General features: G+C 61.0%; 17 protein-coding genes. 11 read left to right on the top strand and 6 right to left on the bottom strand.

Annotated elements, in window-relative coordinates; translation table 11 throughout:
* The first annotated feature begins 35 nt into the window (after positions 1 to 35).
* From CXU21_RS06395 to CXU21_RS06355, 9 genes are all read left to right on the top strand, one after another.
* Positions 36 to 968: a hypothetical protein gene (locus CXU21_RS06395; protein WP_102725489.1), complete on the top strand. Its 933-nt coding sequence runs from the start codon at positions 36 to 38 to the stop codon at positions 966 to 968.
* 48 nt (positions 969 to 1,016) lie between these two features.
* Complete coding sequence (locus tag CXU21_RS06390) at positions 1,017 to 1,565, top strand: HdeD family acid-resistance protein (RefSeq protein WP_102712103.1); 549 nt, start codon at positions 1,017 to 1,019, stop codon at positions 1,563 to 1,565.
* A gap of 14 nt (positions 1,566 to 1,579) precedes the next feature.
* Positions 1,580 to 2,359: a HesA/MoeB/ThiF family protein gene (locus tag CXU21_RS06385; RefSeq protein ID WP_180972692.1), complete on the top strand. Its 780-nt coding sequence runs from the start codon at positions 1,580 to 1,582 to the stop codon at positions 2,357 to 2,359.
* Between the two features lie 36 nt (positions 2,360 to 2,395).
* Positions 2,396 to 3,367: a KpsF/GutQ family sugar-phosphate isomerase gene (locus tag CXU21_RS06380; protein WP_102712107.1), complete on the top strand. Its 972-nt coding sequence runs from the start codon at positions 2,396 to 2,398 to the stop codon at positions 3,365 to 3,367.
* A gap of 115 nt (positions 3,368 to 3,482) precedes the next feature.
* The gene (locus tag CXU21_RS06375) at positions 3,483 to 4,268 is read left to right on the top strand and encodes a YdjY domain-containing protein (RefSeq protein ID WP_102725487.1); all 786 of its coding nucleotides are present in this window, start codon (positions 3,483 to 3,485) and stop codon (positions 4,266 to 4,268) included.
* 6 nt (positions 4,269 to 4,274) lie between these two features.
* Positions 4,275 to 5,453: a prenyltransferase/squalene oxidase repeat-containing protein gene (locus CXU21_RS06370; protein ID WP_102725486.1), complete on the top strand. Its 1,179-nt coding sequence runs from the start codon at positions 4,275 to 4,277 to the stop codon at positions 5,451 to 5,453.
* A gap of 127 nt (positions 5,454 to 5,580) precedes the next feature.
* Positions 5,581 to 6,045 carry a DoxX family protein gene (locus CXU21_RS06365; RefSeq protein WP_102712113.1) on the top strand — a complete coding sequence of 155 codons (465 nt, stop codon included), beginning with the start codon at positions 5,581 to 5,583 and terminating at the stop codon, positions 6,043 to 6,045.
* 129 nt (positions 6,046 to 6,174) lie between these two features.
* Positions 6,175 to 7,002: a serine O-acetyltransferase gene (cysE, locus tag CXU21_RS06360; RefSeq protein ID WP_102712115.1), complete on the top strand. Its 828-nt coding sequence runs from the start codon at positions 6,175 to 6,177 to the stop codon at positions 7,000 to 7,002.
* A gap of 202 nt (positions 7,003 to 7,204) precedes the next feature.
* Positions 7,205 to 13,030 carry an autotransporter domain-containing protein gene (locus CXU21_RS06355; protein WP_102725485.1) on the top strand — a complete coding sequence of 1,942 codons (5,826 nt, stop codon included), beginning with the start codon at positions 7,205 to 7,207 and terminating at the stop codon, positions 13,028 to 13,030.
* Between the two features lie 83 nt (positions 13,031 to 13,113).
* Here CXU21_RS06355 and CXU21_RS06350 read toward each other — a convergent pair whose 3' ends face one another.
* Both CXU21_RS06350 and proB read right to left on the bottom strand, forming a co-directional pair.
* On the bottom strand, positions 13,114 to 14,403 hold the full coding sequence (locus CXU21_RS06350) for a glutamate-5-semialdehyde dehydrogenase (protein ID WP_102725484.1): 1,290 nt from the start codon (positions 14,401 to 14,403) through the stop codon (positions 13,114 to 13,116).
* Entirely contained in the window at positions 14,400 to 15,167 is a 768-nt protein-coding gene (gene proB, locus CXU21_RS06345; protein WP_102725483.1) for a glutamate 5-kinase, read from the bottom strand. The genes CXU21_RS06350 and proB overlap by 4 nt, the downstream gene beginning before the upstream one ends.
* Before the next feature lie 283 nt (positions 15,168 to 15,450).
* Here proB and CXU21_RS06340 point away from each other — a divergent pair, with 283 nt between their 5' ends.
* Positions 15,451 to 16,113 (top strand): hypothetical protein, encoded by a 663-nt coding sequence (locus CXU21_RS06340; RefSeq protein WP_102725482.1) that lies wholly within the window; start codon positions 15,451 to 15,453, stop codon positions 16,111 to 16,113.
* Between the two features lie 38 nt (positions 16,114 to 16,151).
* Here the strand turns inward: CXU21_RS06340 and CXU21_RS06335 are convergent, their stop codons facing one another.
* Positions 16,152 to 17,600: a catalase gene (locus CXU21_RS06335; protein ID WP_102725481.1), complete on the bottom strand. Its 1,449-nt coding sequence runs from the start codon at positions 17,598 to 17,600 to the stop codon at positions 16,152 to 16,154.
* A gap of 190 nt (positions 17,601 to 17,790) precedes the next feature.
* Here CXU21_RS06335 and tkt point away from each other — a divergent pair, with 190 nt between their 5' ends.
* Entirely contained in the window at positions 17,791 to 19,794 is a 2,004-nt protein-coding gene (gene tkt, locus CXU21_RS06330) for a transketolase (protein ID WP_180972691.1), read from the top strand.
* A gap of 156 nt (positions 19,795 to 19,950) precedes the next feature.
* Here the strand turns inward: tkt and CXU21_RS06325 are convergent, their stop codons facing one another.
* From CXU21_RS06325 to CXU21_RS06315, 3 genes are all read right to left on the bottom strand, one after another.
* Positions 19,951 to 21,531, bottom strand: coding sequence for a hypothetical protein (locus CXU21_RS06325; RefSeq protein WP_102725479.1), 1,581 nt, complete (start codon positions 21,529 to 21,531; stop codon positions 19,951 to 19,953).
* Between the two features lie 25 nt (positions 21,532 to 21,556).
* The gene (locus tag CXU21_RS06320) at positions 21,557 to 24,427 is read right to left on the bottom strand and encodes a sulfatase-like hydrolase/transferase (RefSeq protein ID WP_102725478.1); all 2,871 of its coding nucleotides are present in this window, start codon (positions 24,425 to 24,427) and stop codon (positions 21,557 to 21,559) included.
* A gap of 75 nt (positions 24,428 to 24,502) precedes the next feature.
* Positions 24,503 to 25,297: a PEP-CTERM sorting domain-containing protein gene (locus CXU21_RS06315; protein ID WP_146016993.1), complete on the bottom strand. Its 795-nt coding sequence runs from the start codon at positions 25,295 to 25,297 to the stop codon at positions 24,503 to 24,505.
* Positions 25,298 to 25,421 lie beyond the last annotated feature (124 nt).

Here is a 25,421-nt window from a genome sequence, read left to right as displayed (position 1 = left end):
ACTCCGCGCAAGTTTGATGTCTAAATAATCGTGTAATGACTTTCCGTTCCCTTTTTACCGCGGCCTGCTGCGCCGCAGCCCTTCTCACTTCCGCATCCGCAGCCCCTCAGCCCGGAGACGCCAAGCTGAGGGATGACCTGGACGTGGCCTACAATACCTGGCGCCTGCACCTGATGCGCGGCAACTATGACGGGTGGAGGGCCACCACCTCCGCCTACCGCCAGGTAAAAGTGCGCAATCTGGCCGTTTCCGAGAAACGCTCCTTCCCCGCCTCCCTGTTCCGGCAGCCCATGGCTCCCCCGGCGCTCTCCCCGCTGATGTACGTGGGTTCCGTAATAGACGGCCCCACGGCCGCAGCCACCTATTACGGCAAGGTGGACCTGGGCCTGGGCCAGGAACCTACGGACGCGAATGCCCTGGTCCTGCTGTTCACCCATGAAAACGGCAAATGGAAATACGACCAGGCGCGCTTTTTCAACCTCACCCGCCTGCCCGCCGTCAAGGAACGCCTCAAGCGCGGAGACGCCACCGTCCTGATGGAACAGGACGGCTTCCAGCCCCTTGGAAAAATTCCCGCCGTGCCGCCCGTCTGCCCCCCGCCCAAATACATCGCAAAAATTCTGGTGGACTGCCCCGGCCGCACCGTAAAAGCGAACGTGAACAACATTTCCCCCCATGAATTTGACAACACGCGCCTGGCGGAAGTCATCTCCGGCGGCCTGCGGGACGGAACCAACTCACTTACGCTGAACTTTTCCGACAGCCCGAACGGCAAGAAAGGCGCCGTCCTTGTGGAAGTGTACATCATGCCGGAAATCCCGGGGCAGCTCCCCGCCAGGGCGTTCTCCTACTTTGTGCCCCCGCAGGCGCACCCCAGGAGCGGCCCCGTACTGTTCAACGTCACTCCGGAGCTGCTGAAGACCATGGACCCCAAAAACACTCCCCAGGCGGCGGTCCCCGGCAAATAAAACCGTCATTCTTCAACGTTTCCGCTGCGGGTCCGGTCATACCGCCATATGACAACTCAACCTCAAGTCAGCAGCTCCTCGGTATCCGGCAACTCATGGTGGATGGGTATCCTTGGCGTGATCGAGCTATTTCTTGGCTTTATCGCCCTGGCCTCTCCCTGGATTGTCGGGGCCAGCTTCATCTGGGTAATCGGCATCATGCTGATGGTCCTGGCCGTCGTCCGGCTCATCCACACCTTCACCGTTCCCTCCTCCCGCTGGTGGAACCTGGTGACGGCCATCCTGTACGGCATCGCGGGCTGGTTCCTGTTCAGGGACCCCAATGTCTCCCTGGCCATCACCACGCTCATCATCGGGTGGGGACTGGTCATCGCAGCCGTCTTCCAGGGGGCCATCTGGTTCCAGACCCGTTCCCTGGCCGCCAGCGGCTGGCGCCTGTTTAACGTGATCATCACGCTGATCCTGGGCCTCATGGTCATCTTCGGCTGGCCTGAATCCACAGCCTGGTTCATCGGCACCCTGATTGCGGTGGAACTGATCTTCTCCGGATGGACACTGCTCCTGTACGCTTTCAGCGGCAGCTCCTCCCGCCGTTAAATCCCATAAGCGCAATGCCCCTCACCCAGGAAGAAACCGAACGCTACGCAAGGCATCTTTCCCTTCCGGAACTGGGTGAGGAAGGCCAGGAAAAACTCAAACGGGCGCACATCGCCCTGACGGGCCTCGGGGGGCTTGGCTCCCCCGCGGCCCTTTATCTTGCCGCCGCAGGCGTGGGCAGCATCACCCTGATTGACCCGGACAGGGTCAGCCTTTCCAACCTCCAGCGGCAAATCCTGCACGCCACGGACGCAGAGGGCACAGCCAAGACCGCCAGCGCCGCCCGGAGCCTGCGCGCACTGAACCCCGCCGTGAACGTCATGGAAGTCTGTACCCGGCTTACGCCGGAAAACGCCGGAAGCCTGCTGGAAGGGTGCCACCTTGTTCTGGACGCTTCAGACAATTACGCGGCGCGCTTCGCCATGGCGGACGCCGCCTGCGCCCTGCGCCTTCCCCTGGTGTACGGGGCCGTGAAGGGGTTCCTGGGCCAGGTGGCCGTATTCGCCCCCCATGAGGGTACCGCCTGCTACCGCTGCCTCTTTCCCTCCGGCACGCCCATGGAGGAGGAAGACACCGCCTCCGCCGCCGGCATCCTGGGCGCGCATGCGGGCATGATCGGCTGCATCCAGGCGCTGGAAGCGGTAAAATACCTTGCCGGCATTCCCTCTCCGCTGGTGGGGGCCATGCTCTCCGCAGACACGCTGCGCATGCGCTTCACCATCGTTCCCCTGGCGCCAAACCCCGCGTGCAAATGCCGGGAAAACGGGCGTGAGGGAGCCGCAATGAAAAATTGACGCCCACAGGGGCATCTGGCATCATTCCCGCCAGATATGAATCATTTAACACGCGCCAAATCCGTTTTTGAAATGGAGATTGAAGAGCTGCGCGGCGTCCTGTCCCGGCTGGATGACAATTTCAACCAGGCTGTGGACCTCATGTCCCAGGCGCTGGACCGCGGCAACAAGATCGTCATCGTAGGCGTAGGCAAATCCGGCAACATCGGAGCCAAAATCGTAGCCACCCTGAATTCCACGGGAACGCCCACCGTTCTTCTGGACTCCCTGAACGCCCTGCACGGTGACCTGGGCATTGTCCAGGACGGGGACGTCTGCATCGCGATGTCCTTCTCCGGGGAAACCTCGGAACTGCTGGCCCTGCTCCCCTTCATCAAACGCTTTGAACTGCCCATCATCTCCATGACGGGCAACACGGCCTCCTCCCTGGCCAAGTACTCGGACATCGTGCTGGACACGGGCGTTTCCCGTGAAGCCTGCCCGCTGAACCTGGCCCCCACCTCCAGCACCACGGCCATGCTCGTCATGGGGGACGCCCTTGCCATGGCCCTGGTGGAAGCGCGCCACTTCACCGCGCGGGACTTCGCCAAACGCCACCCCGGCGGCTCTCTGGGCCGCGCCCTGCTCACCAAGGTGGGCGACATCATGCGGAAGGGAGAAGAAATGGCCATCCTGCCGGAAACCGCCTCCGTGAACGACTGCCTGAAGGCGATGACCACGGCCCACACTGGCGCCTGCATCCTGCTGACGGCGGATAACAAGCTGGCCGGCATCTTTACCCACGGGGACTTTGTCCGGGCGTACGGAGCCAATCCCCTCATCGGGGAACAGCCCGTCAGCGGCCTGATGACCCGCAATCCCATTTATGTGATGGAAGACGACCTGGCCGCCGAGGCGGTAAAAGCCGTCAGCAACCGCCATATTGACGATCTGGTGGTGCTCAACGCGGAGATGGCTCCCGTAGGCATCATTGACCTTCAGGACCTCGCCAGAATGAAACTGGTCTAAGGTCCCTGCCCTACCACTTCTTTCAGGCATCCGTGATTCAAAAGTAACAAATCAATCACGGATGCCTTTTTCATTGAACCGAAGCTTTCCTTTTTACAATCTAATTTCCATAAATATGTTCCTGAAATTTACGATCGCCCTGCTTGCCTGCTCCTGGGGCCTTGCCCATGCGCAGGATGTCTCCACCCCCGCGGGTGGCCCGGACGCCCCCGCGCCGGAGGAAGCTCCACGGGAAGTCCCCTTGCCGGACGGCAAGACGGTCCCCAAATTCGAACCCCTGGACGAGCACCGCATCAAGATTGGCAACGTGATTGTGAATCATAAGGAACGCACCGTCAGCTTTCAGGCCCAGGTCAACATGAAGGAGGGCATTCTGGAATATGTCTGCTGCATGCCCAACGGCAAGCTGCATGAATCCCTGCTGGTGACGGAGGCGGACCCCCTGCACATCAGCCTGGGCATGACGCTGCTCAAATTCCACCGCTTTGAAAAGTTCTTCCCCGTGCGGGATGAAAACTTTGAATGGCTCCCCTTCACGGAACCCAAGCCTGCGGACTATGCGGACTGTTACGTGCAGGTCGTCATGACTTACACGGAGAACGGCAAGGAACAGAAGAGCGACTTTTCCGACATCGTCGTAAACTCCCAGACCCGGAAGGGGCTGGACCCCAGGGACTGGCTTTACACCAACTCCTTCTTTTACGAAGGCGCCTACCAGGCCAGCCTGAGCGGTGAAGTAATCTCCATCTTCGCCAGCCGCACTTCCCCCATCAACTACATCGGCGACTTCCATGACGGCGTCAACGACACGGGCTGGATTGTCAACCCGAAGAAAAACCTGCCCCTCGGCACCAACGTCACCGTCACCATTTCCCAGAAACCGGTTCAACCCAAGCAATAAGACATCATGTTTAAATCCGTACTTACATTAACGCTGGCCGCCGCGCTGGGCACAGCCGCCTTCGGCCAGACCACCCTGACGGCCGTCCCCGGAGAAGCGGCCGCCTCCAAATACGCCTCCATCAGCCAGGAAATCCTGCGCGCCATTGAAAAAGGGAACGAATACCTGAAGAGCAAGCAAAACCCGGAAGGCTACTGGGCGCAGCCGTCCTACCCGGCCCTGACGGCCCTGGCCGTCACCTCCTACATGCGCGACCCCGCCAACCAGGGCAAGCCCGTCCCGGAATACATCCGGAAGGGATATGACTTCATCCTGAAATCCCAGAAGGAGGACGGCTCCATCTTCAACCGCGGCATGTCCTCCTACAACACCGCCGTGTGCATGATGGCCCTGCTGGCCGCCAATAAGGAGGAATACGCCCCCGCCATCCTCAAGGGCCGCGCCTACCTCATCAAGCAGCAGAACCACTTTGCGCCGGACAACCCCTACAACGGCGGCATCGGCTACGGGGACAAGCAGGCCCCCCCCATCGCGGACCTTTCCAACACTTCCCTGGCGCTGGAAGCCATTTACTACTCCCAGAAGCTGGCCAAGGACGGAAAGTACGGGGAACAGCCGGACCTGGACTGGAACGCCGCCACGGAATTCATTAACCGCTGCCAGCAGAACCCCGCCGTCAACAAGGAACCCTGGGTGTCTGATGACAAATCCCAGCTCGGCGGCTTCGTATACCGGCCGGGCGTAGCCAGCGCCAAGGACAAAAAGAGTGCCGCGTTTGACAAGGCGGAACCCCCCAAGGCCTACGGCAGCATGACTTATGCCGGCATGCAGTCCCTCATTTACGCCAATGTGGACAAGAATGACCCCCGCGTCAAACTGGCTCTCAAGTGGCTGGAAAACAGCTACAACCTGGATGAAAACCCCGGCATGGGCGTCCAGGGCCTTTATTACTACTACCAGGCCATGTCCAAGGCGCTGAGCGCCATTGGCATTGACTCCCTGACGCTGGAAGACGGCCGCAAGGTGGACTGGCGGGATGAACTGGCCAACAAGCTCATCTCCATCCAGAAGAGCGACGGCTCCTGGGTAAACACCAACAACCGCTGGTGGGAGGCGGACCCCGTGCTGGTCACCGCCTACTGCGTGCTGGCTCTGGAACAGCTGTACCACTCCATTCCCCGGTAACCAGCCGGAACAGTTCCGCTCCCAAGGCCGGAAAAGGAGGCAATGACCTTCTTTTCCGGCCTTTCCTATTCCACGCAATGAACGGCGCAGACAGGAAAAGGGTCTTTTCTTCAATCATTTCAAATTCATGGACACCATTGATTCCATTACCCTGATCGCGGCGGCATGGGGGCTGCTGGTCCTCCGGCTCACCCTGGCCCTGATCCTGTGGCCCCACGGCGCCCAGAAGGTGCTCGGCTGGTTCGGCGGTGCGGGATGGAATGGGACCTACCAGGCCTTTACGGAAAAAATGGGCATTCCGCCTTTCCTTGCCAAAGTGGCCATGGTCACGGAATTCGTCGCTCCCATCTGCATGGCGCTGGGCTTCTTCACCCGCATTGCGGCCCTGGGGGTCATCATCATGATGGCCGTCGCCATGACCAAGCATATCAAAAACGGCTACTTTGCCAACTGGTCCGGAAAAAAGGCAGGGGAAGGCGTGGAATTCCACCTTCTTTATGCAGGCTGCGCCCTTGCCCTGCTGCTGACAGGACCGGGCCCATGGTCCGTGGACGCCTGGTTCATGAACATTTTCCACGTGATCTTCGGCTAACGGGCATATCCTGCGCAGCGCCATAGGACGTACTTTCCTGTTCTCAAACGCGGCGCACTCTGGTACTCATGGTGGAGCGGACTTCCAGCCCGGAAGCCCGCTCCTTCCTTTTTCAACCTTCCGCCAGCCATGACCAGCCTGAAACGCTTAAAACTCCGGCACTGCACCAATTGCGAATGCGTGATTAACGGAGTATGGGACTGGGTGGTGGAATGCGCCCGCGAGGCGGCGGAGGAAGAACCCGCCATGCGCGGCATTCTGGATGACGTGTGCCTGTCCCGCAATTCCCTGGCCACCTCCATCGCGGCGCGGCTGGCGCGCAAGCTTTCCCGCCGGGACATGCCGCGGGAACTGATTGAACCCCTCATCCGGGAGGCGCTGGCGGAAGACCAGAATATCCTCAGCCAGATCGCCCATGACCTGATCGCCATCGTGGACCGGGACCCCGCGTGCCGCACTCCGCTGGAGCCCCTGCTCTTTTACAAGGGGTTCCACTCCATCACCACGTACCGCATCTCCCACTGGCTTTGGAAGCACGGGCGCACGATCATGGCCCTTCAGTTCCAGAGCCTGGCCAGTGAAGTCTTTGCGGTGGACATCCACCCGGCAGCCGTCATTGGCTGCGGCATCCTGCTGGACCACGCCACCAGCTTTGTGGTGGGGGAAACCGCCATTATCCGGGATAACGTATCCATCCTGCATGAGGTCACGCTGGGCGGCACGGGCAAGGAGGAAGGAGACCGCCACCCCATTGTGGAATCCGGCGTACTGATCGGCGCGGGGGCCAAAATCCTGGGGCGCGTCACCATCGGCACCTGCGCCAAGATCGCCGCCTGCTCCGTCGTTCTGGAAAACGTGCCGCCCCATACCACGGTGGCAGGCGTTCCCGCCGTCATCGTCAGCGACTCCATTCCGGACAATCCCGCGCTGGACATGAACCAGTGCCTTTGTGACTAATCCTGCAACGGATTAGGAATCCGTCAGTTACCATTGAAAAAACGGCAAAGCCGCAACCCTGCAAAAATCAGGGAAAAAAGCAAGCTCCAAAAAGACCAGACGTGTCACAATGATTTCAATCTCAATGTATTGAAATTTATAATGCACTAAACTTCAACATTTTGAGTTGAGGCCGGATTCCTAATTCGCATACTGCTAGGATATGCGTTTAAGATTACCCCTCTCTCTAAGGTCCGTCCTGCTTGCATGCAGCGCCCTGTTCTCTACCGTGGCCTCCGCCTCTGTTTCAGACGGAAACCTTGGCAACGTCATGTACGTAGGGGACTCCATCACCCATGGCGTCAACAGCAGCTCCTGGCGCTGGGCCATGCACAAAATTTTTGCAGACAACGGCATCAGTTATACCGAAAAAGGTATCATGACCGGCAACTACAGCGGCGGGGTGGCCGCGGGGACTTCCTACGGCGGCAGGGTTTTCCAGAATCTCCATTCCTCCGCGGCCAGCGCGCGGGCCTATGAAATCGCCGGCAGGGCGAACAGCAGCAGCTACGGGCGGTTTGACGGCTCCAACATCAAGAACTGGCTGGGCCTGAGCACGGAAAAAACCAAGGGGGGAACCTACACGGGCCAGACCTTCACCGGGGCCGACACGCCGGACACGTTTTTCCTGCTCGCCGGCACCAACGACCTCCTTTCCGACAACAACAACAGTACGCTGCACCTGCGGCTGGACGGGGTCACCTACCTTCTGCTGAGCGACATGGATTCCATCGTCTCCTCCATCCGCACCGCCAACAGCCAGGCAAGCATTTTAGTGATGACCATCCCCTGCTGGACGCAGCATTCCAACGGGAACCTGGCTGAAACGCACCAGGCCGTAGCCACCTACAACGAATCCCTGAAGGAATGGGGCGCGAAAAACGCCGCCAACGGCGTCAAAGTCATTGACATCAACGCGGGCATCATTGACGTGGCCTCCTCCACCCCTTTCTACGGGGTGCGCTCCATGTTCCACAACCCCACGGCGGACGGCCTGCATCCGAACGCCCAGGGGGACCTGCTGATGGCGGGCAACCTGGCCAAGGGCATGGGGTACGCGGGGCGGTCCGCCGGGCAGGAAAGGAAAGCCGCCCACGAACTGGGCGTCAACTTCGGACAGACGCCCTCCATCACCCAGCAGACGCTGACGGCCAAGGGCTTTACCGCCAATAACGTCACCATCTCCAATAATACGATCAACTTCAACAAATCCGGCAGCAGCACCCTCACCTGCAACTGGGGCCCCTCCCAGGGGCAGGACAAGGGCTACACGGTGGATTTCACCCTGCGCCTGGGCAACGGCGCCACGGGCGGCTGGGACACCACGAACAACTTTTCCCTGAATCTGGGTAACGGAACGCTGAACGTCAATGAAGCGTACATCCAGTGGGGCAGCACCATCCTGTACTCCAAAGACATGTCCGCCAATGCGGATTCCATCCGCGTGGCCTACGTGGCGGGGGACAACGCCCACGGCCTGAACGCGGGCTACTACATCTGGCTGGGGGACGTCCTCATCGGGGAGGCGCAGACGGCGGCGGGGGGCAGCTCCTCCGGCCTCACCTTCAGCTATTCCGGCACGCTGGACGCCATCCTGTCCAATCTGGCGCTGGACGGCTCCCTCTCCTACGCGCCCTCCACCAGCGGCATCACCGGACCGGAAGCCCTTTATCTGGCAAACGGCGGAGCTTCCTCCGCCCTCAAGCCGGGCATGATCGAATGGACAACGGGCGCCGCCGCCACCGCCGTGGCCACGGCCGGGGCCAATGCCACGTATAATGCCCGCAACGGCACCAACTCCAACATTGCCAGCATCACGGGAACGGGAAGCACCAAATTCATTTACGCCAACAACGGGGCCTATGGCAGCGCGGACAGCCGCCAGGACCTGTGGGTGACGCTGGGGGAAGGCGTCAGAAGCGATAACGGCTGGATAGGAGGCCACACGTCGGGCGACCTGTACGGGGACATCCACCTGCGCCTGGCGGAAGGGGCCATCGGCAAATCCACGGTATTCGGCGTCGTTAACGGCGGTACCGTTCACGGGGATATTTACCTGGAATTCTCATCCTCCACCGGGACCTATGACACCTCCTTCACCAACGGGGAGGCGGACCGCACCTCCGTGGCGGGAGCCTACGCCACCGCCGTGAACGGGGACATCACCATGGTGTTCAATGACGGCGTGTTCTCCCACCGCATTTTCGGCGGCCTTTACACGGGAAGCAAAACCATCTCCGGCTCCACCTCCCTTTACATCAACGGCGGAACGTTCATGAATGAAATCTACGCCGGGAACAAGACGGACGGCACCATCTCCCAGGGAACCAGCCTGACCGTCACGGGCACGGACGCCATTCTGGGCAAGGCTGACGGGGACAACTGGACATGGACGCTCCTGTGCGGCGGCAACAAGGCCAGCGGCACCATCAACGGAGGAACCGCCATCACCCTGAAGGACATTGCCGCCACCACCGGAGACGGTTCCGAACACAAATTTGACAAATACGCCGGCACCATCGACGGCAAAGGGGGAGGAACAGTGAACGGAGAAAAGAAGCTCGTCTTCGACCACTACACTACCGGCTTCCTCGGAACGCTCCAGAACTTTGACAAGGTGCAGGTCACCGGAAATTCAGACCTTGCGCTGGACAAGGCCCTGGGCAGCACGGTCGCCTTCCTGACCGTGGATGCAGGCTCCGCCCTCCGGTTCAACCAGGACCAGGGAGCCACGCTGGACATCACCAACAATGGCACGATTCGCACCTCGCACAACCTGACCCTCAAATCCGCAGACACCGGAACCGGAACCTATTGGGTGGAAGGGGGAACGCTGGACCTGGCCGGGCAGGCCGTCTCCGGGAAAATATCCATCTCCGCGGGGGCGCTCGCCAATACGGCGGGACTGGGAGCCGGGAGCGTCTCCGTCTCCGGCATTACCGGAAACGTCAACCTGGGCGGCCTGGACGGCAGCAAGCTGAACTCCATCAACATGGGCAATGGCACAGGAACCATTTCCGGCCTGACGGGCCATGCGGACCTGTCCGGCTCCGACACGCAATTGAGGCTTTCTGCCGCCAACATGGGCGCGGACGGCACGGGAATCATCCAGTTCAATGACGCGGCTAATTCCACTCTGACCCTGGGGAACCTGACCCTGACGCTGACGGCGGATGCCGTGGCGCTGCTCGCCGCTCCGGGGGACTATGCCTTCCACGTCACCAACGCCGCCCTGCACGCGGATACCAACCACATCACGCTGAGCGAATACAACGGCATGGCGTGGGACATTACCCGGACGGAAGGCGGCCAGGTAATCATCTCCTTCGGCCAGCTGGACGCCATGGTCATTGACAAGGGAGCTTCCAAAAACGTCACCTCCGCCAGCACCCTGGGGGCAACCCCCAGCGTCACCAATAACGGAACACTGAACATTGACCTGTCCGCAGCCACTGCGCCGGAAGACAAAACAACCACCATCCGCTACCTGGCCGGCACGGAAGCCGATGCCGTCGTGAACACGGGAACGGACAGCGACGTGATCATCACGCTGCTGAATGAAACCTCCGCAGACCCGGACAAACCCGGCAACACCGCTTACGCGGGCTCCATTGAAGGAGCGGCGCAGCTCGTCAAGGACGGGGAACAGAGGCTGACCGTTGACGGCAGGGTGACCGCCTCCGCTCTGGACGTGCAGCAGGGAGAGCTCGTGCTCCAGAACACGAAGGAAAGTTCCATCATCTCCGGCGCTCTGAACGTGGAGCAGGATGCCGCGCTGACGCTGAACTCCGCCTCCCTGGCCGCCGGGGACCTGGCGGGCTCCGGCTCCATCACCCTGAACGGGGGCGCCCTGCTCACCATCGCCAGAGACACTCTTTCAGACCTGACGCTTCATGCGAGCGTCACCGGCTCCGGCACCCTGAAGCTGGACAATTGCAACCTGATTCTGGGCACGGACAGCAATCTGGGCGAAGACGTGCTGCTCCATCTGGGGGGCGGCAGCCTGCGCCTGCAGGACGGCTCCACGATCGCGCTGGAAGGGCTCCACCAGGAGCAGGAAAACGGCGCGCTCCACCTGGGGGCAGACGGACGTCTGGAACTGGCCTCCAACGACGGGAAAACCTACTCCTTCAAGGGGGATATCACCGGCACGGGAGCCATCACCCACCGGGGCGAAGGCACGCAGATCATCCTTTCCTCCGGGAATGGCGGCGTGGACGTCAGCCATGCCCGGGCGGGCGGCCACCTCGTCCTGGGAGACAAGGACCTGGCCGCGGACGGCTCCATGACCTACAGGAACATTTCCATCGGCAGCAACACTCGGGACGCCTCCGGCCTGGACGCCACGGCGGACCTCTCCCTGATGAACAATACCACGGCCAACACGCTCTCCATCGCCTCCAACGGCAAGCTGTACCTGGGCGGCAATCCCAACCAGCGGGCGGTCCAGCTCGTGCTGACCGGCAATAACGGCGGCGTGGCGGCCGATCTGGCCTCCGGCGCCTCCCTGGACCTCACCGTCAATACGGAAACGCTGGCCCACAGCGCGGACAACGCCTGGGCCGCCGTGAAGGCGGAAAACGGCTCCATCCGCATCAACGGGGCGGACCCGTCCATCAACGTCAACATTTACGGCCTGGGTACCGCGGGAGACTGGGCCATCCTGCCGGAATTCACCATCAACGCCTTCTATGCGGAAAACGGCCTGGCCACGGCGAACGGGGAAACCTGGACGGCGGACATGGTGAACCTGACCCATGCCGGCTTCGCCAACCTCGTCTATGACATCAGCAAGATACTCTCCGACGACGGCAAGCTGTTCCAGGTCCACTTCACCAAACTGGGAGACAGCCCGCTGAAGGACTTCGCCTCCACGGAAAACCAGAGAGCCGCGGTGGACAGCCTGTGGGCCGTCACTTCCTCCCCCGGAAGCATCACCCCGGCCATGATGGAATTCCTCAACGCCGTGGGCACCGCCCAGGCCATAGGGGACGCGGGCGCCCTTCAATCCGCCCTCTCCTCCTATGCGGGCAGCGGCGTCACCGCCCTGCACTCCGCCCAGAAGGGAGCCCTCCGGGACCAGGTGCTCCACCTGCGCAACCGCCTCACCCAGATGGGAGCCTCCCCGCAGTACATCAACGATGACCTGCCCTGCTTCAACGCCTGGATTGAAGGGGAAGGCGGCTACCGCAAGCTGGATGACCGGATGGACGAATCAGGCTACAAGCTTAACACCTGGGGCGGCACCTTCGGATTTGACGTGACGTGCAGCGACAGCTTCGTATGGGGAGCGGCCTTTTCCGCCAACTATGGCGACCTGGACGCCTACATGGCGAACGGAGACCTGGACTCCTACTATGGCAATCTGTTCTTCCGCATCCAGTCAGGCCGCTGGGCGCACAACGTCATCCTCACCTACGGATGGAACGACGCTTCCCTGGACCGCACCGCAGGCATCCCCGGAGCCGGCATGTACGCCATGCACGGCAGCACCAGCGGCAGCAGCTACGGCGCCTTTTATGAAGGCACGTATGACCTGTACCTGAATGAGAACAAAACCTCCGCGCTCCAGCCCCTGGTGAACGCCTCCGTGTACAAGAGCCGGATGGACGGCTTCACGGAATCAGGGGGCCTGGGCATGAGCGTGGACGACATGGATTCCACCTACGGAACCGTGGGACTGGGGGCGAGGCTCCGCGGGGAGCTCTCCAGCAACCTGACAGGCCGCGCGTCCATGGGTGAACTGCGGGTTCAGGTTGTCCAGCTCCTGGGCGACCGGAAAACCACGGCTGCGCTGGCGCCCGCCGGCGTGCCCGGCGCAGGATTCCGCATAAACGGCGCCAGGGAAGGCGCCACCGGCGTGCAGGCAGGCGCGGGCATCACCATTCCGGTGGGTTACACCAGCTCCGTCTTTGCGGATGTCAATGCGGACTTCCGCAGCCGCGCCACCAGCTTCAACGGAAGCATCGGCTACAGGCTGACTTTCTAACGGGGCTTCTTCAGGGGTGTGTACAAGCGGGGAGCATCGCGGCCATGCTGCGGTGCTCCCTTTCTGATTGCGGACGTGCCTGTTCAGGCGCGGTCTTCCCCCGGAATTCGGGAAGGGTCCTTCATCTGCCCGCTGCCTTCAATGACATACTTGTAGGAGGTCAGCTCCCGCAGGGCCATCGGTCCGCGCGCATGGAACTTGTCCGTACCTATGCCAATCTCCGCGCCGAAGCCGAATTCCTCCCCGTCGCTGAGCCGCGTGGAGCAATTATGGTAGACGCACGCGCTGTCCACCCGCCGCAAGAAATAATCACGGGCCTTTCCATCCTCCGTAATAATGGAATCACTGTGGTGGGAGCCGTAGCGGTTGACATGCTCCACGGCGTCCCGGACGCCGTCCACCACCTTCACGGACAGGATCAGGTCTTCATACTCCGTAGACCAGTCCTCCTCTGACGCGGCAACGGCTTCCGGGCCGAAAAACGGCCTGCTCCGTCCGCACACGCGGCACTCCACGCCGCGCAGGCGCATGCGGTCCGCCGCCATGGGAAGAAAACGTTCCGCCACGGCGGCATCCACCAGCAGGGTTTCCGCCGCATTGCAGACGCCCGGACGCTGCGTCTTGGCGTCATCCAGTATATTGACGGCCATCTCCAAATCCGCCGCGGCATCCACGTACACATGGCAAATGCCGTCCAAATGCTTCAGCACGGGCACTCTGGCGTACTCCATGACGGCGCGGATAAGCCCCTTCCCGCCCCGCGGAATAATGACGTTCAGGCAGGAATCCAGCTCGCACAGCTGCCGTACCTCGTCACGGCTGCCTGAAGCCAGAAGCTGCAGGGCGTCCACCGGAACGGCGGACTCCTTTAACGCGCCGCGCAGCGCCTCCGCCAGAACGCGGTTGGTACGCAGGGATTCGCTCCCGCCGCGCAAAATGACCGCGTTGCCGGACTTCAGGCACAGGGCCGCCGCGTCACAGGTCACAGTGCCGCGGCTCTCATAAATAAAGCCGATTACTCCCAGGGGCACGCGCACCTGGCGGATATGCAGCCCGTTCGGGCGCGTCCATTCACGGATGCGCTCGCCTACGGGATCGGGAAGTTCCGCCACCTGCTCCATGCCATGCGCCATGCGCTCCACACGGTCAGGGGTCAGCAGCAGCCTGTCCAGAAACGCGGCATTGCGCCCGGCGGTCCCGGCCTCCTCCATGTCCAAGGCGTTCTCCTGCAAGATGCGCGCCACCGCCGCGCGTACTGCCGCGGCCATGCGGCGCAGGGCGTCCGCTTTTTCCTCCGGTCCCAGGGCCAGCATCTCCCGGGAGGCCGCCAGGGCCGCGCGCCCTACGGGTTCAAGAGGATTTTCCAGCGTCATTTTCCTGCTCCTTTCGGTACAAAAAACGTTCCCGCGCCTTCCGCCTTGCCCTCCAGCAGCAGGCCAATGCGTTCCGGATGGTGCCCATGCATCATGTAAGTGCCTATACCCGCGTTCACGGCCTCCCGCACGGCCTGGAGCTTGGCGCTCATGCCGCCCATGGAAAAGCGGCCACGGTCATCTTCCGCAAACGCCAGGACGGCGTCTACATCCTCCACCCGGGGAATGATGGCGTCACGGCTGCCGCCGGGGGGGTACAGGCCGTCCACGCTCGTCAGGATGAACAGGGCATCCGCCCCCACCATGCGCGCCATATGGACGGAAAGAATGTCGTTATCCCCAAACTTCAGTTCCTCCACGGAAACGGTGTCGTTTTCATTCACAATCGGGATAATCCTCCCGTGTTCAAACAGGCGCATCAGCGTGGCCTGCACGTTGGGGCGGCGGCGCTTCAAATCCTCCGCCGTCAGCAAAAGCTGTGCCACGTCCACATTAAAATGGCTGAAAAGATTCTCATACGTCTGCATCAGCCGCGTCTGCCCCACCGCCGCGCAAGCCTGCTTCAGGGACAGCTCCTGCGGATAGGACGGCAGCCCCAGCACGGACACTCCGGAACCGACGGCGCCGGAACTTACCAGAACCACCTGGTGCCCCTGCTGCATCAGGTCCGCCAGGCCGCTCACCAGATGCACGATGGAAGAACCGTCCAATGTCCCGTTTTCACGGGTCAGAACACCCGTCCCTACCTTCACTACGATTTTCATACGTCTGCCCTCACTATACATCATGCGCCGTTGCCGCGGGAAGGAGAAAGCACGTTCTTCCCGGCCAAAGTCCCATCCGCCCGGCGCCCCGCCATTTTCCTGAAAAACGGGCGCCTCATTGTTGCGGGCATGGGAAGCGCTTTCTCTCCATTAAAAAACCCTGGCAAATCCCGCCAGCTCTTTTCCCCAGGGAGATTCCATTCAAAATAACTTTTGAGTAACAAAGGCTTCCGAGGAAAGACGTCCGTTGACACCAACCGCATGCAGGGAGCATAGTTGAACCATGACCAGGGCTATTTCCCTTCTGTTCGCCGGAGCCATATGCTCTTCTTCCGTTTTCGCGGAAGAAGGGAAAGAAGAACTGCCGGCAAACGGAATACAGGCGGAAGGCGCTTTCCTGCTCGTTGGCCGCCGTAATACTCTCCGGGAACTGGAACACCGTCTCCGCCTCTTTACGGACAAGTATCCCCATGCCGTGCGTATCCGCATGAAGCCCGCTTTTCCGGGGCCCGTGTTTCTTTTTGAATTGCCGGCTTTCCAGTCATGGAGGTTTCAGCAGCCCGAAGACCAGCCTTATGAAATCCAGGAAATTCCGGAATACGTCCGTTTCCCGGTTATTCTGTTCCGCACGGGAACATGGATGGCAGGCCGCTTCCATCCCCTGGGCAGGGACCAGGAAATGTACGATTCCCTGAAAGCCATAAAGGGCGGAAAGAAAAAATGCCTGATGGTGTACCTGCCTCCGGACGTTTTCATGGAAACCGTCCGGGACAGGCTGGGCCGCCTGGGAACCCTGGTGCAGAACCGGATTCTTTTAGCCCCTTATCAGCCGGAACCACGGCGGCAGGAGCCTGTCCCGCGCCCGGAACATCCTGTGAACCTCCTCCCGGCAAGCGCCGGACAGGGCGCCCCAACACCAGAAAAAACCGGGCGGGAGTTTCCGTAACAGGAAGCTTCCGCCCGGGAAAGGTTCAGCGGGTGCGGTTACCCTTTAAACATGCCGAGGGCCCTGGCAACGCCTTCCCCGTATTCCGGGTCGCATTCCATGCAGTGGTCAATGTGGCGCTGCTTGATGAAGTCCGGCGCATCTCCCATGGCGCGGGCCGTATTGCCGTACAGGGCTTCCCTCTGTTCCGGAGCCATCAGGCGGAACAGGGCGCGGGGCTGGGAATAGTAGTCATGGTCGTCCTCATGGAAATCCCAGTGCCAGGCCGCGCCGTCCAGTTCAAGCGGCGGTTCCCGGAATTCCGGCTGTTCCTTCCATTCCCCGTAGCTGTTCGGTTCATAGCCCAGCGTGCTTCCCGCATTGTCGTCCACGCGCATCATGCCGTCCCGGTGGTAGCTGTGGAACGGGCAGCGGGGGGCATTCACCGGAATCTGGTTGTGGTTCACTCCCAGCCGGTACCGCTGGGCGTCCCCGTAGGAGAACAGGCGCCCCTGGAGCATCTTGTCCGGGGAAAAGCTGATTCCGGGAACCACATTGGCCGGATTGAACGCCGCCTGTTCAATCTGGGCGAAGTAGTTGTCCGGATTCCGGTTGAGTTCCAGCACGCCCACTTCAATGAGGGGATAATCTCCGTGCGGCCATACCTTGGTCAGGTCAAACGGATTGAAGGGGCATGCCTTGGCCTGCTCCTGGGTCATCACCTGGATGTACATCGTCCAGCGCGGAAAGTCTTTCCGTTCAATGCTTTCATACAAATCCCGCTGATGGCTTTCCCGGTCCTTCGCAATGATGGCTTCCGCCTCCGCATCCGTCAGGTTCCTGATGCCCTGCTGGGTTTTGAAATGGAATTTCACCCACACCCGTTCGTTATCCGCGTTCAGCATGCTGAACGCATGGCTGCCGAAGCCGTGCATGTGGCGGTAGGAGGCGGGAATGCCGCGGTCGCTCATGACTACGGTGACCTGGTGGAAGGCTTCCGGAAGGGAGGTCCAGAAGTCCCAGTTGTTGCGCGCGCTCCTCATGTTGGTGCGCGGATCACGCTTGATGGCGTGGTTCAGGTCCGGGAACTTGAGCGGGTCACGCAGGAAGAAGACCGGCGTGTTGTTGCCCACCAGGTCCCAGTTGCCTTCCTCCGTATAAAACTTGATGGCGAAGCCGCGGATATCACGCTCCGCGTCCGCCGCGCCCCTCTCCCCGGCCACCGTGGAAAAACGCATCAGCAGGTCCGTCTTCTTGCCCACTCCGGAAAACAGCGCCGCCCTGGTATACCGGGTAATATCATGAGTCACCGTAAAGGTGCCGAAAGCTCCGGAGCCCTTGGCGTGCATGCGCCTTTCCGGAATAACTTCACGGTCAAAATGAGCCAGTTTTTCCAGGAACCATACGTCCTGCAGCAGCATGGGACCGCGGGGGCCGGCCGTAAGTACGTTTTCATTATCCGGAACGGGCGCTCCGACGGCGGTTGTTAAATTCTTTTGGTCGCTCATGGTGTCTTTTAGTTAGAATTATTAAAAACTAATTTTCCAAGCATGTCAACGGAGTTTCCACCCGTGGGAAGAAAGAAAAAAGCTCCTTCCGCCTGCGGCCTTTCACAGACGGTTCCATCACGCCGAAAGCGTTGCCGGAGACGCATTTTAGGCTTTCAATATGTGGCTGATCTGCTCATATTGCCCGGGCATGAATCTTGACCTTCTCCAAAAAGCCGCCAACCAGGCGCGGGGACTTGCCATGGATGCCGTTCACGACTGTGCCTCCGGCCACCTGGGCCTGCCGCTGGGATGCGCAGAAATCGGGGCCGTCCTGTTCGGCGACCTGCTCAACATCTGCCCCGCGCAGCCCCGCTGGCTCAACCGTGACCGCTTCATTCTCTCTGCCGGCCATGGCTCCATGTTCCTTTACGGCTGGCTTCACCTGTCGGGATTCAACATCGGCATTGAAGACCTCAAGGGCTTCCGCCACAAGGGCTCCATCACGCCGGGCCACCCGGAATTCCGGGATACGGAGGGTGTGGAATGCACCACGGGGCCGCTGGGCCAGGGCATTGCGAACGCCGTAGGCTTCGCCCTTTCCGCCAGGCGCGCCGCCGCGCGGTTCAACAAGCCCGGCATGGACATCTTCACCCAGCACGTTTTCTGCCTGACGGGGGACGGCTGCCTTCAGGAAGGCGTGGCGCGAGAATCCATCGCCCTGGCCGCCGTCCTGAAACTGGACAACCTTATTCTTATTTACGATTCCAACGACATCACGCTGGACGCCCCGGCGGACCGCACCCAGATTGCGGACCCGCGCGCCATGTATGAAGCCCTGGGCTGGGACGTGCGCCAGATTGACGGCCATGACCTCAAGGCCATCGCGGAAGCGGTGGAAGCCGCCAAGGCGGCCAAAAATGGCAAGCCCCAGCTTATCATTGCCAAGACCGTCATCGGCAAAGGCATTCCCGGCATTGAAGGAACCACCAAGGGCCACGGTGAAGGCGGAGCCAAGCTCCAGGAGGAAGCCCACGCCAACTGGGGAATTCCCGCAGGAGAACGCTATTATGTATCTGAAGACGTCCGCAGCTTCTTCAACAGCCTCCGGGCCGGGAGGGAAGCCGCCTTCACCGCCTGGGAAGCCACGTACCGGAAATGGCGCGCCTCCTATCCGGAACTGGCCGCAGAGCTGGATTCCGGCATGGACGCCTGCGCCAGGGGCGTGGACGCCTCCATCACGGACAAGGACATCCCCCCCTTCCCCGCGGATTACAGTGACGCCACCCGTTCCGCCGGTTCCGTGGCCATCAACGCCATCGCCAAGGCGGACCCGTGGTTCCTGACCACCAGCGCGGACCTGTACAGCTCCAACAAGAATTACCTTTCCGGTGCGGGAGACTTCTCCGCAGAAAATCCGGAAGGCCGCAACTTCTGGTTCGGCATCCGTGAACATGCCATGGCCGCCATCTGCAACGGCATTGCCTATGACGGGCTGTTCCGCGTGAGCGCCGCCACCTTCTGCGTGTTTGTGGACTACATGCGCGGCGCGATCCGCGTGGCCGCCCTCAGCGGCCTGCCCGTTACCTACATCCTGACGCACGATTCCGTGGCCGTGGGCGAAGACGGCCCCACCCACCAGCCGGTGGAAACCGTTTCCGGCCTCCGCGTGATTCCCAACCTGGACGTCATCCGTCCGGCGGACCCGGAAGAAACCGCCGGAGCCTGGATGGCCGCCCTGCAGCGCGCCGAAGGCCCCACCGCCCTGATCCTGACCCGGCAGAAGGTCGCCACCCTGAATGACATCCCCGTGGAGACGCGCCGCCAGGGCGTGCTGAAAGGCGGCTACATCGCCCGGCGGGAGCAGGGGGAACTGAAAGCCGTCATTCTGGCCAGCGGTTCAGAGCTGGAACTGGCCCTGAAAGCCGCGGAACAGATCGGGGAAGGAATCCGCGTGGTTTCCATGCCCAGCTTCTTCCGCTTTGACGCGCAGCCTGCGGAATACCGGGAAAGCGTGATCCCCTCCTCCTGCGTGAAGAGGGTGTCCGTGGAAGCCGGGGTGACGGACCTCTGGTGGAAATACCTGGGCTGCCAGGGTGAGGCCGTGGGCATCAACCGCTTCGGCTTTTCCGCTCCCGGGGCGCAGGTGCTGGAAGAACTCGGCATGAACGTGGACAACGTCGTTGCCGCTGTTCAAAAAGTGCTCGCCAAATAGTTTGCGGCGTTTTGCCGCCATTCCTTTTCAGGGGCTGTTTCACCGCATGTGGAACAGCCCTTTGTTTATGGCGGTTCAAAACAGGAGAAGGAGTGGCCTCTCCCGTCCTTGAAGCCCCGTGCCATCCGCGCCCGGAGAATGGGCAGGGAAGACGGCCTATTCCCTGGTCACCTTCAGCCTCAAAAACCTCCGCGCCGGAGCATTGCCGTCTATCACTACCGTATCAAGGTATTCAGCCCGGTTTCCGGATGGCTCAATCACCGTCTCTTCCCTCCAGGTAACCAGGTCCTCAGAGCTTTCCACGCTGAACGTCACGTCCGTGGCCGCAGGGTTCACGGGCCATTCCAGCGCCAGGCGGGTTCCTCCGTTTTCTTCCCGGGCCGCCAGCGTTGTGACGCTTCCGCAGGGCTTGTCCGGATCCAGGCCCGTGGCGTACTTCATCAGGTTGGTGATGCCGTCGCCCGCGGGGCAGGCGCCCGGGACCGTCTGATCCTCCGGCGTTCCATCGGGAAAATGGTCCTTCTTCCACTGGTCATAAGGGGAAGGCGTGCGCGTCCAGGCCAGCACCAGGGCGCTCTTACCCGCCGTATTCTCCTGTTTCAGGGAAAAACCGCCCGCCTGCTTCCAAGCCTCCGCACTGGCTGCGTCATAGGAAACGGAAGGAAGCGCCGCCATGGAAAGAGCGGTCCCTTCCACCAGCTTCCAGCTTTGCTCCTGCGCCTTCCTGTCCATGTCAGGGAGAGCCACGCGAATTTCCGCCGTGCCGTCCAGAGACACCGGCCCCTCCGCGCTCCACTTGGCCTCCTGGCCGGGGTTCCGGGGGAGAGAAAAGGACAGGCATGCCCCCGCAGCCACGTCCAGCCGCGTCATCCCCCGCATGCCGGCATTCGCGCCCAGCCGCACCGTTCCCCCTTCCACGCTTACCGGAAAATGGCACAGGGAAACTCCGTCGCCAAAGCCCAGCGTCCCGTCCCCCGTCTTCCTGAGGCTGGAGGAGGAGGAATATCCGGCGAAGGAATAAAGCGGATCTTCCATGCTGACCAGGCAGTCCCGGTCCGCATGCACCACCAGGCTTACATGGCCCATGACTGTGATGGAGTTGGGCGCGCCTCCCGTGGAGGAACCCACGGAACGCCCCCGGAAATTGCCGCTGAAGGAAACGGGCCGGGAGGAATCCGTGGAACGGAGATTGAGCACGGTGGGAGCCGCGGCACTGTTGCCGGAGACATAGACGGCGCCGCCCAGATTGCCTGCGCTGTTGCCGGAAAAGGTACAGCCGCCTTCCACACTCACGGTGCGCTCATCTTCCCCGTCATTGGCGTCCAGGCACAGGGCGCCCCCGTTGTGGGCCGCCGCGTTGCCGGAGAAGGAGGAACCAGCGGCTATCTGCACGTTTCCGCGGCTGTATATGGCCCCGCCGCTGCCCTCCTCCGCCCTGTTGCCGGAGAAGGAAACGGCGGCCTGCTGCACCACGGAGCCTGCATAAACCGCTCCGCCCTGGGAGAAGCCGCGCACCGTATTGTTGTCATAGGAGGCGGAACCGGAGAACGTGACCTGGCCGTAATCCAGCGTGCCGCCGCCGTTGCCGGTTTTATCCGCATTGCTGGAGCCTCCGCCTGCATTGACCAGCACATCCGCCAGCAAAAGCGCCCCGGAGAGGAAGGCGGCGGACCCAAGGCCGATCCTGAGAAGACGCAGACGGCCGGGAAGAACGGAAAAACAACGTATTTTCTTCATAAGTCTTGTCCAGTTGGTGAGAGGTTTATTGCCGGATGGGAACCACGGAGGAGGCATCATCCGGGTCCGTTTCCCCGGGATCGATAAGGCCGTTTCCATTGGCGTCTTCCACAAGGTCCGGGACGCTGTCCCCGTCGGAATCCACGTCCGGAAGATCGGGCATGCGGATATAGGCCGTGCCGATCACCTGTCCGTTCCTGGTAAGAACGGGATATTGCGCATCCACCTGCCGGAGCTCCCGGATGAGGGCGCGCGCCATGCGCATCAGGCGTTCCTGCTGCGCCGGGTCCCGGGCCAGGTCATTGCTCTCTCCCAGGTCATCCTTCAGGTTGAAGAGCTGCCACGGGAAGCGGCCCGCCGTCTTGTAGCCGTTGCCGGAATACAGGCCGGTATGGGCGTACTGGTCCATGTAATTGTAAATGACTTTCCAGTCCCCCTTCCGGTAGGTGGAATAGAAATTGGCGTAGGAATGGTGGTGAGGGAAATGCTGGAATATCTTCTGGGTGCGGTGGAAGGAGGCGTCTCCCCTGAAGTAGGGGCTGATGTCCTCCCCGTCCACCTGCTGGCCCACCGGAACCTTCAGCTTCAGCATATTCAGGATGGTGGGATAAATATCCCAAATCGCCACGATGTCATGATTCACGGCATTCTGCTGAATGGGGTATTCCTGCTGGATGGGGCTGGAAGGGTCCACCTCCGCCCACCCCACGATCATCGGGATGCGGGTCCCCCCTTCATAACGGCTGCCCTTGCGTCCTCTCAGGGGAGCTACGGCGCTTATCTTCTCAAGCCATGGAATATTCCCGTCATAGCTCTGCTGGATGGGTGCGTCCCCGCCGTTGTCGGACATGAAGATGACCAAAGTCCTGTTGGCGACGCCCAGTTCCTTGAGGTAATCCATCAGGTCCCCCAGGGATTTGTCCATGCCCCCGATCAACGTGCCGAAGTTGCGGAGGTTGCCGCCGATGGAAACTCCCGGCTCAAAAGACGTTCCCGAGGGGTAGGTGTCATAATCACCGTTGGGGTCCGGCTGGTCATGCCTCTGGTGGACGGCGTAATGGGTCATGTACGCGAAGAAAGGCGTATTTGCATCCACGGCAGCCTTGATTTGCTTCTTCATCTCCAGCGTCAGGGCATTTGTCAGGAAATTCTTCTTCCTGTCTTCCGCCGTGGTCGTTCCGTAATATTCCTCCAGGTTGGGAACATGGGTATTCCCGGAGCCGAAACGGTCCTCTCCCCGGTAGGAGGCGGGCTGTCCGGCGGAACAGCCGGCAATGTTGACATCAAATCCCAGATTGGCGGGGTTGGAATAACGCTGGTTGGACGGAGCAAAGTGGGCCTTCCCCACCGTAATCGTCCTGTAACCCGCCTCCTGAAGAACCCGCGGGAGGGGAATCTCCTGTTCGCTCATGCCCGCCATGTTCCACTGGGGAGCCCGGATGTGGGGGAGGCCGCCGCTGAATTCATTAAGAGTGGGGGCATTCACGGCCGTCCAGTTGGTAACCCGGTGGCGGGCGGAGGTCTTGCCCGTCATCAGGGACGTGCGGCCCGGGGAGCACAAGGGGCACGAGTAGGCGTTCGTGAACTTCATCCCCTGCGCCGCCAGCCTTTCCATGGAGGGCGTTTTATAAAAGGAATTCAGCTCTGTAACGAAGGGCTGGCCGTCCTTGTAGTAAAATGGCACGGACGTATCCTGCCAGCCCATATCATCCACCAGGAACACCAGGACGTTGGGCGCATTCTCCGCCAGAACGGAAATAACCAGGGACTTGCTTTTCTCCGTACCGTCCGCCGCAGTCAGCGTCAGCGTGTATTGCGTGGTTTCCTCAGGAGCTACCTGCACGCTGCCGGCTCCCGCCGTGCTGGTGACGGGCACCTCCGTTCCATTGGCGGTCAGGGTGAGGGTTTGCGCCTTCACCGTGCTCCACGTCAGGGTGGCCTTTTCATGACTGCCGGGAACAATTTTCTTTTTGTCCGATTCAAAGAGAAGGATTTCCGGCTCCTGCTTCTTGACGGTCACCGTCACTTCTTCCGTGGAAAAGGTCCCGTCCTCACAAGCGGCGCGGAGAACGTAAGTCGTCGTGGCCCCGGGCTTTACCGTGACAGAGCCTGTACCGTTCTCCGTGGTGGCCGGAATGTCCTGCCCGTCCCTGGTGCCCAGTGTAACCGCTCCGCATTTCCAGGTTTTCCAGCTTAGAACGGCTCCGGACGCTGAATCTTCCATGATTTCCGCAGGGGTAGCCGTAAAGGATACGATGCCGGGTGAGGGAGCCGTCAGGCGGACGGCATTGATGGCGGAACGAGTCTGGGATGCCCCGTTGCCCGTGATGGTAATCGTTCCGTTGGTAACCGGCACATACTTCAGCGTCAACTTGTTGCCACCCTCCTGAAAAGCGCCGGAAAACGTGCCGCGGTCCTGAATGGTTCCGGAGAGGCCGTTGGCCGTATAAACCATGTCCCGGTCCGAATCATTGCAATCCCCGTAAATCTCCACATGGCAGTATTCCGCCATGGAATCCGGAAGCTGGGAAATCACGACGTCTTCCGTTCCCCGGAGGCCGGCCCACGAATCCATGAGCACATAATCACGGTTCCTGCCTGACGCAAAGACACTATTGCTTGCGCAGTAACCCGGCTTGATGGCGCAGGAGGCTTCCGTGGATACTCCCTCCGTGGTTTTCAGGGCGGAAACGGTCGTGGCGGCATTGGCCGCGGGCTTGATGAAATTCCAGGTTTTCCCTTCCTCTGCCAAGGTCCCGGGCTGCGCCTGCTGGAACGCCGTCTCCGTGGCGGCAGTTCCGTTCAGCACCCCTATCCCTATTTCTTCCGCATGTGCCAGACAGCAGGCGGCCAGCACGGCCGGAATCCATCCGCGCCAATTCAGTTTTCTCCTCATGATTTTCCCTTCCGTAAACAGACAGGCGCCGGCTGTTCCTTTTACGAACGACCGGCGCCTGCATGAAGAACAGCATTATGCACGCCTGCGGCGCACCAGCAGTACGGCCAGGCCCAGCAGGCCGAGACTGGCCGTGGCCGGTTCCGGAACGGAGGCGAGGGCCAGGGCATTGATGTTGCCGGTGCCTCCCTGAGACTGGATATTGAGCTGGGTGCCATCCGCCGCCACGTCAAACGTGTAAGTAATCAGCATCCAGTTCCCGGTATGCGTATTGCCCGTGACGGTAACGCCGTTCAGCGTGGCTCCGGACCCGGTGGAATAGTCGTCCAGGCTGGCGGAGATGTTGGAGATGCCGCTGCCGTCAATGCTGAAGGAGGAGGTGTTGCCCGTACCGTAGTTGTTTCCGCGTCCCACCAGCATGGTAAGCGTATAAGTGCCGGCGGACAGATTATTCAGGGACATCGTGAAGTTGCCGTTTGCGGAGCCGATGGGATTGACAGCGCCCCCCAGGGGGTTGCCGATGGTCATATCCTGTCCGAAAACATCGTAAAACTTGTTGTCCTGGCCCAGGGCGGAGCCTTTGGCAGTGGCATCAGTCATGACGCCGGGCCCTCCGCAGCAGAGTCCCCCCGTCGTCAGGGTGATTCCGGTACCGCTTCCCCCGGTAGTGGCCAAGGTGCCGGAAGTATAGGAACTGCTTTGTCCCGTGGAGATCTTGTTCACCTTCTGTCCGGACTCTCCAAGATACGTGCCATCAACAACGGCAGTGCCATTGCCTGAATTGATCCCGAATGAGATCAGAACCGTAGAGGCCTCGGCCGCAACAGCCGCTGCAACCATGGTTGCCAGAATGAATAATGTTTTCTTCATGGTGTCTATGGGATATGTGGTTGGAAATGATGAAGTATCGCTTCCATTCCGTGACAAATAACGGATTTATAATCCGGGGTCAACAAAAAAGACCAGAGCTCGGATTATTATTTCATCAGTATGA

The organism is Akkermansia muciniphila, assembly GCF_002884975.1.
GTDB lineage: Bacteria > Verrucomicrobiota > Verrucomicrobiia > Verrucomicrobiales > Akkermansiaceae > Akkermansia > Akkermansia muciniphila_C.
The sequence above is the reverse complement of the archived record's forward strand: the minus strand, read 5'-3'. Positions and strand labels throughout refer to the sequence as shown.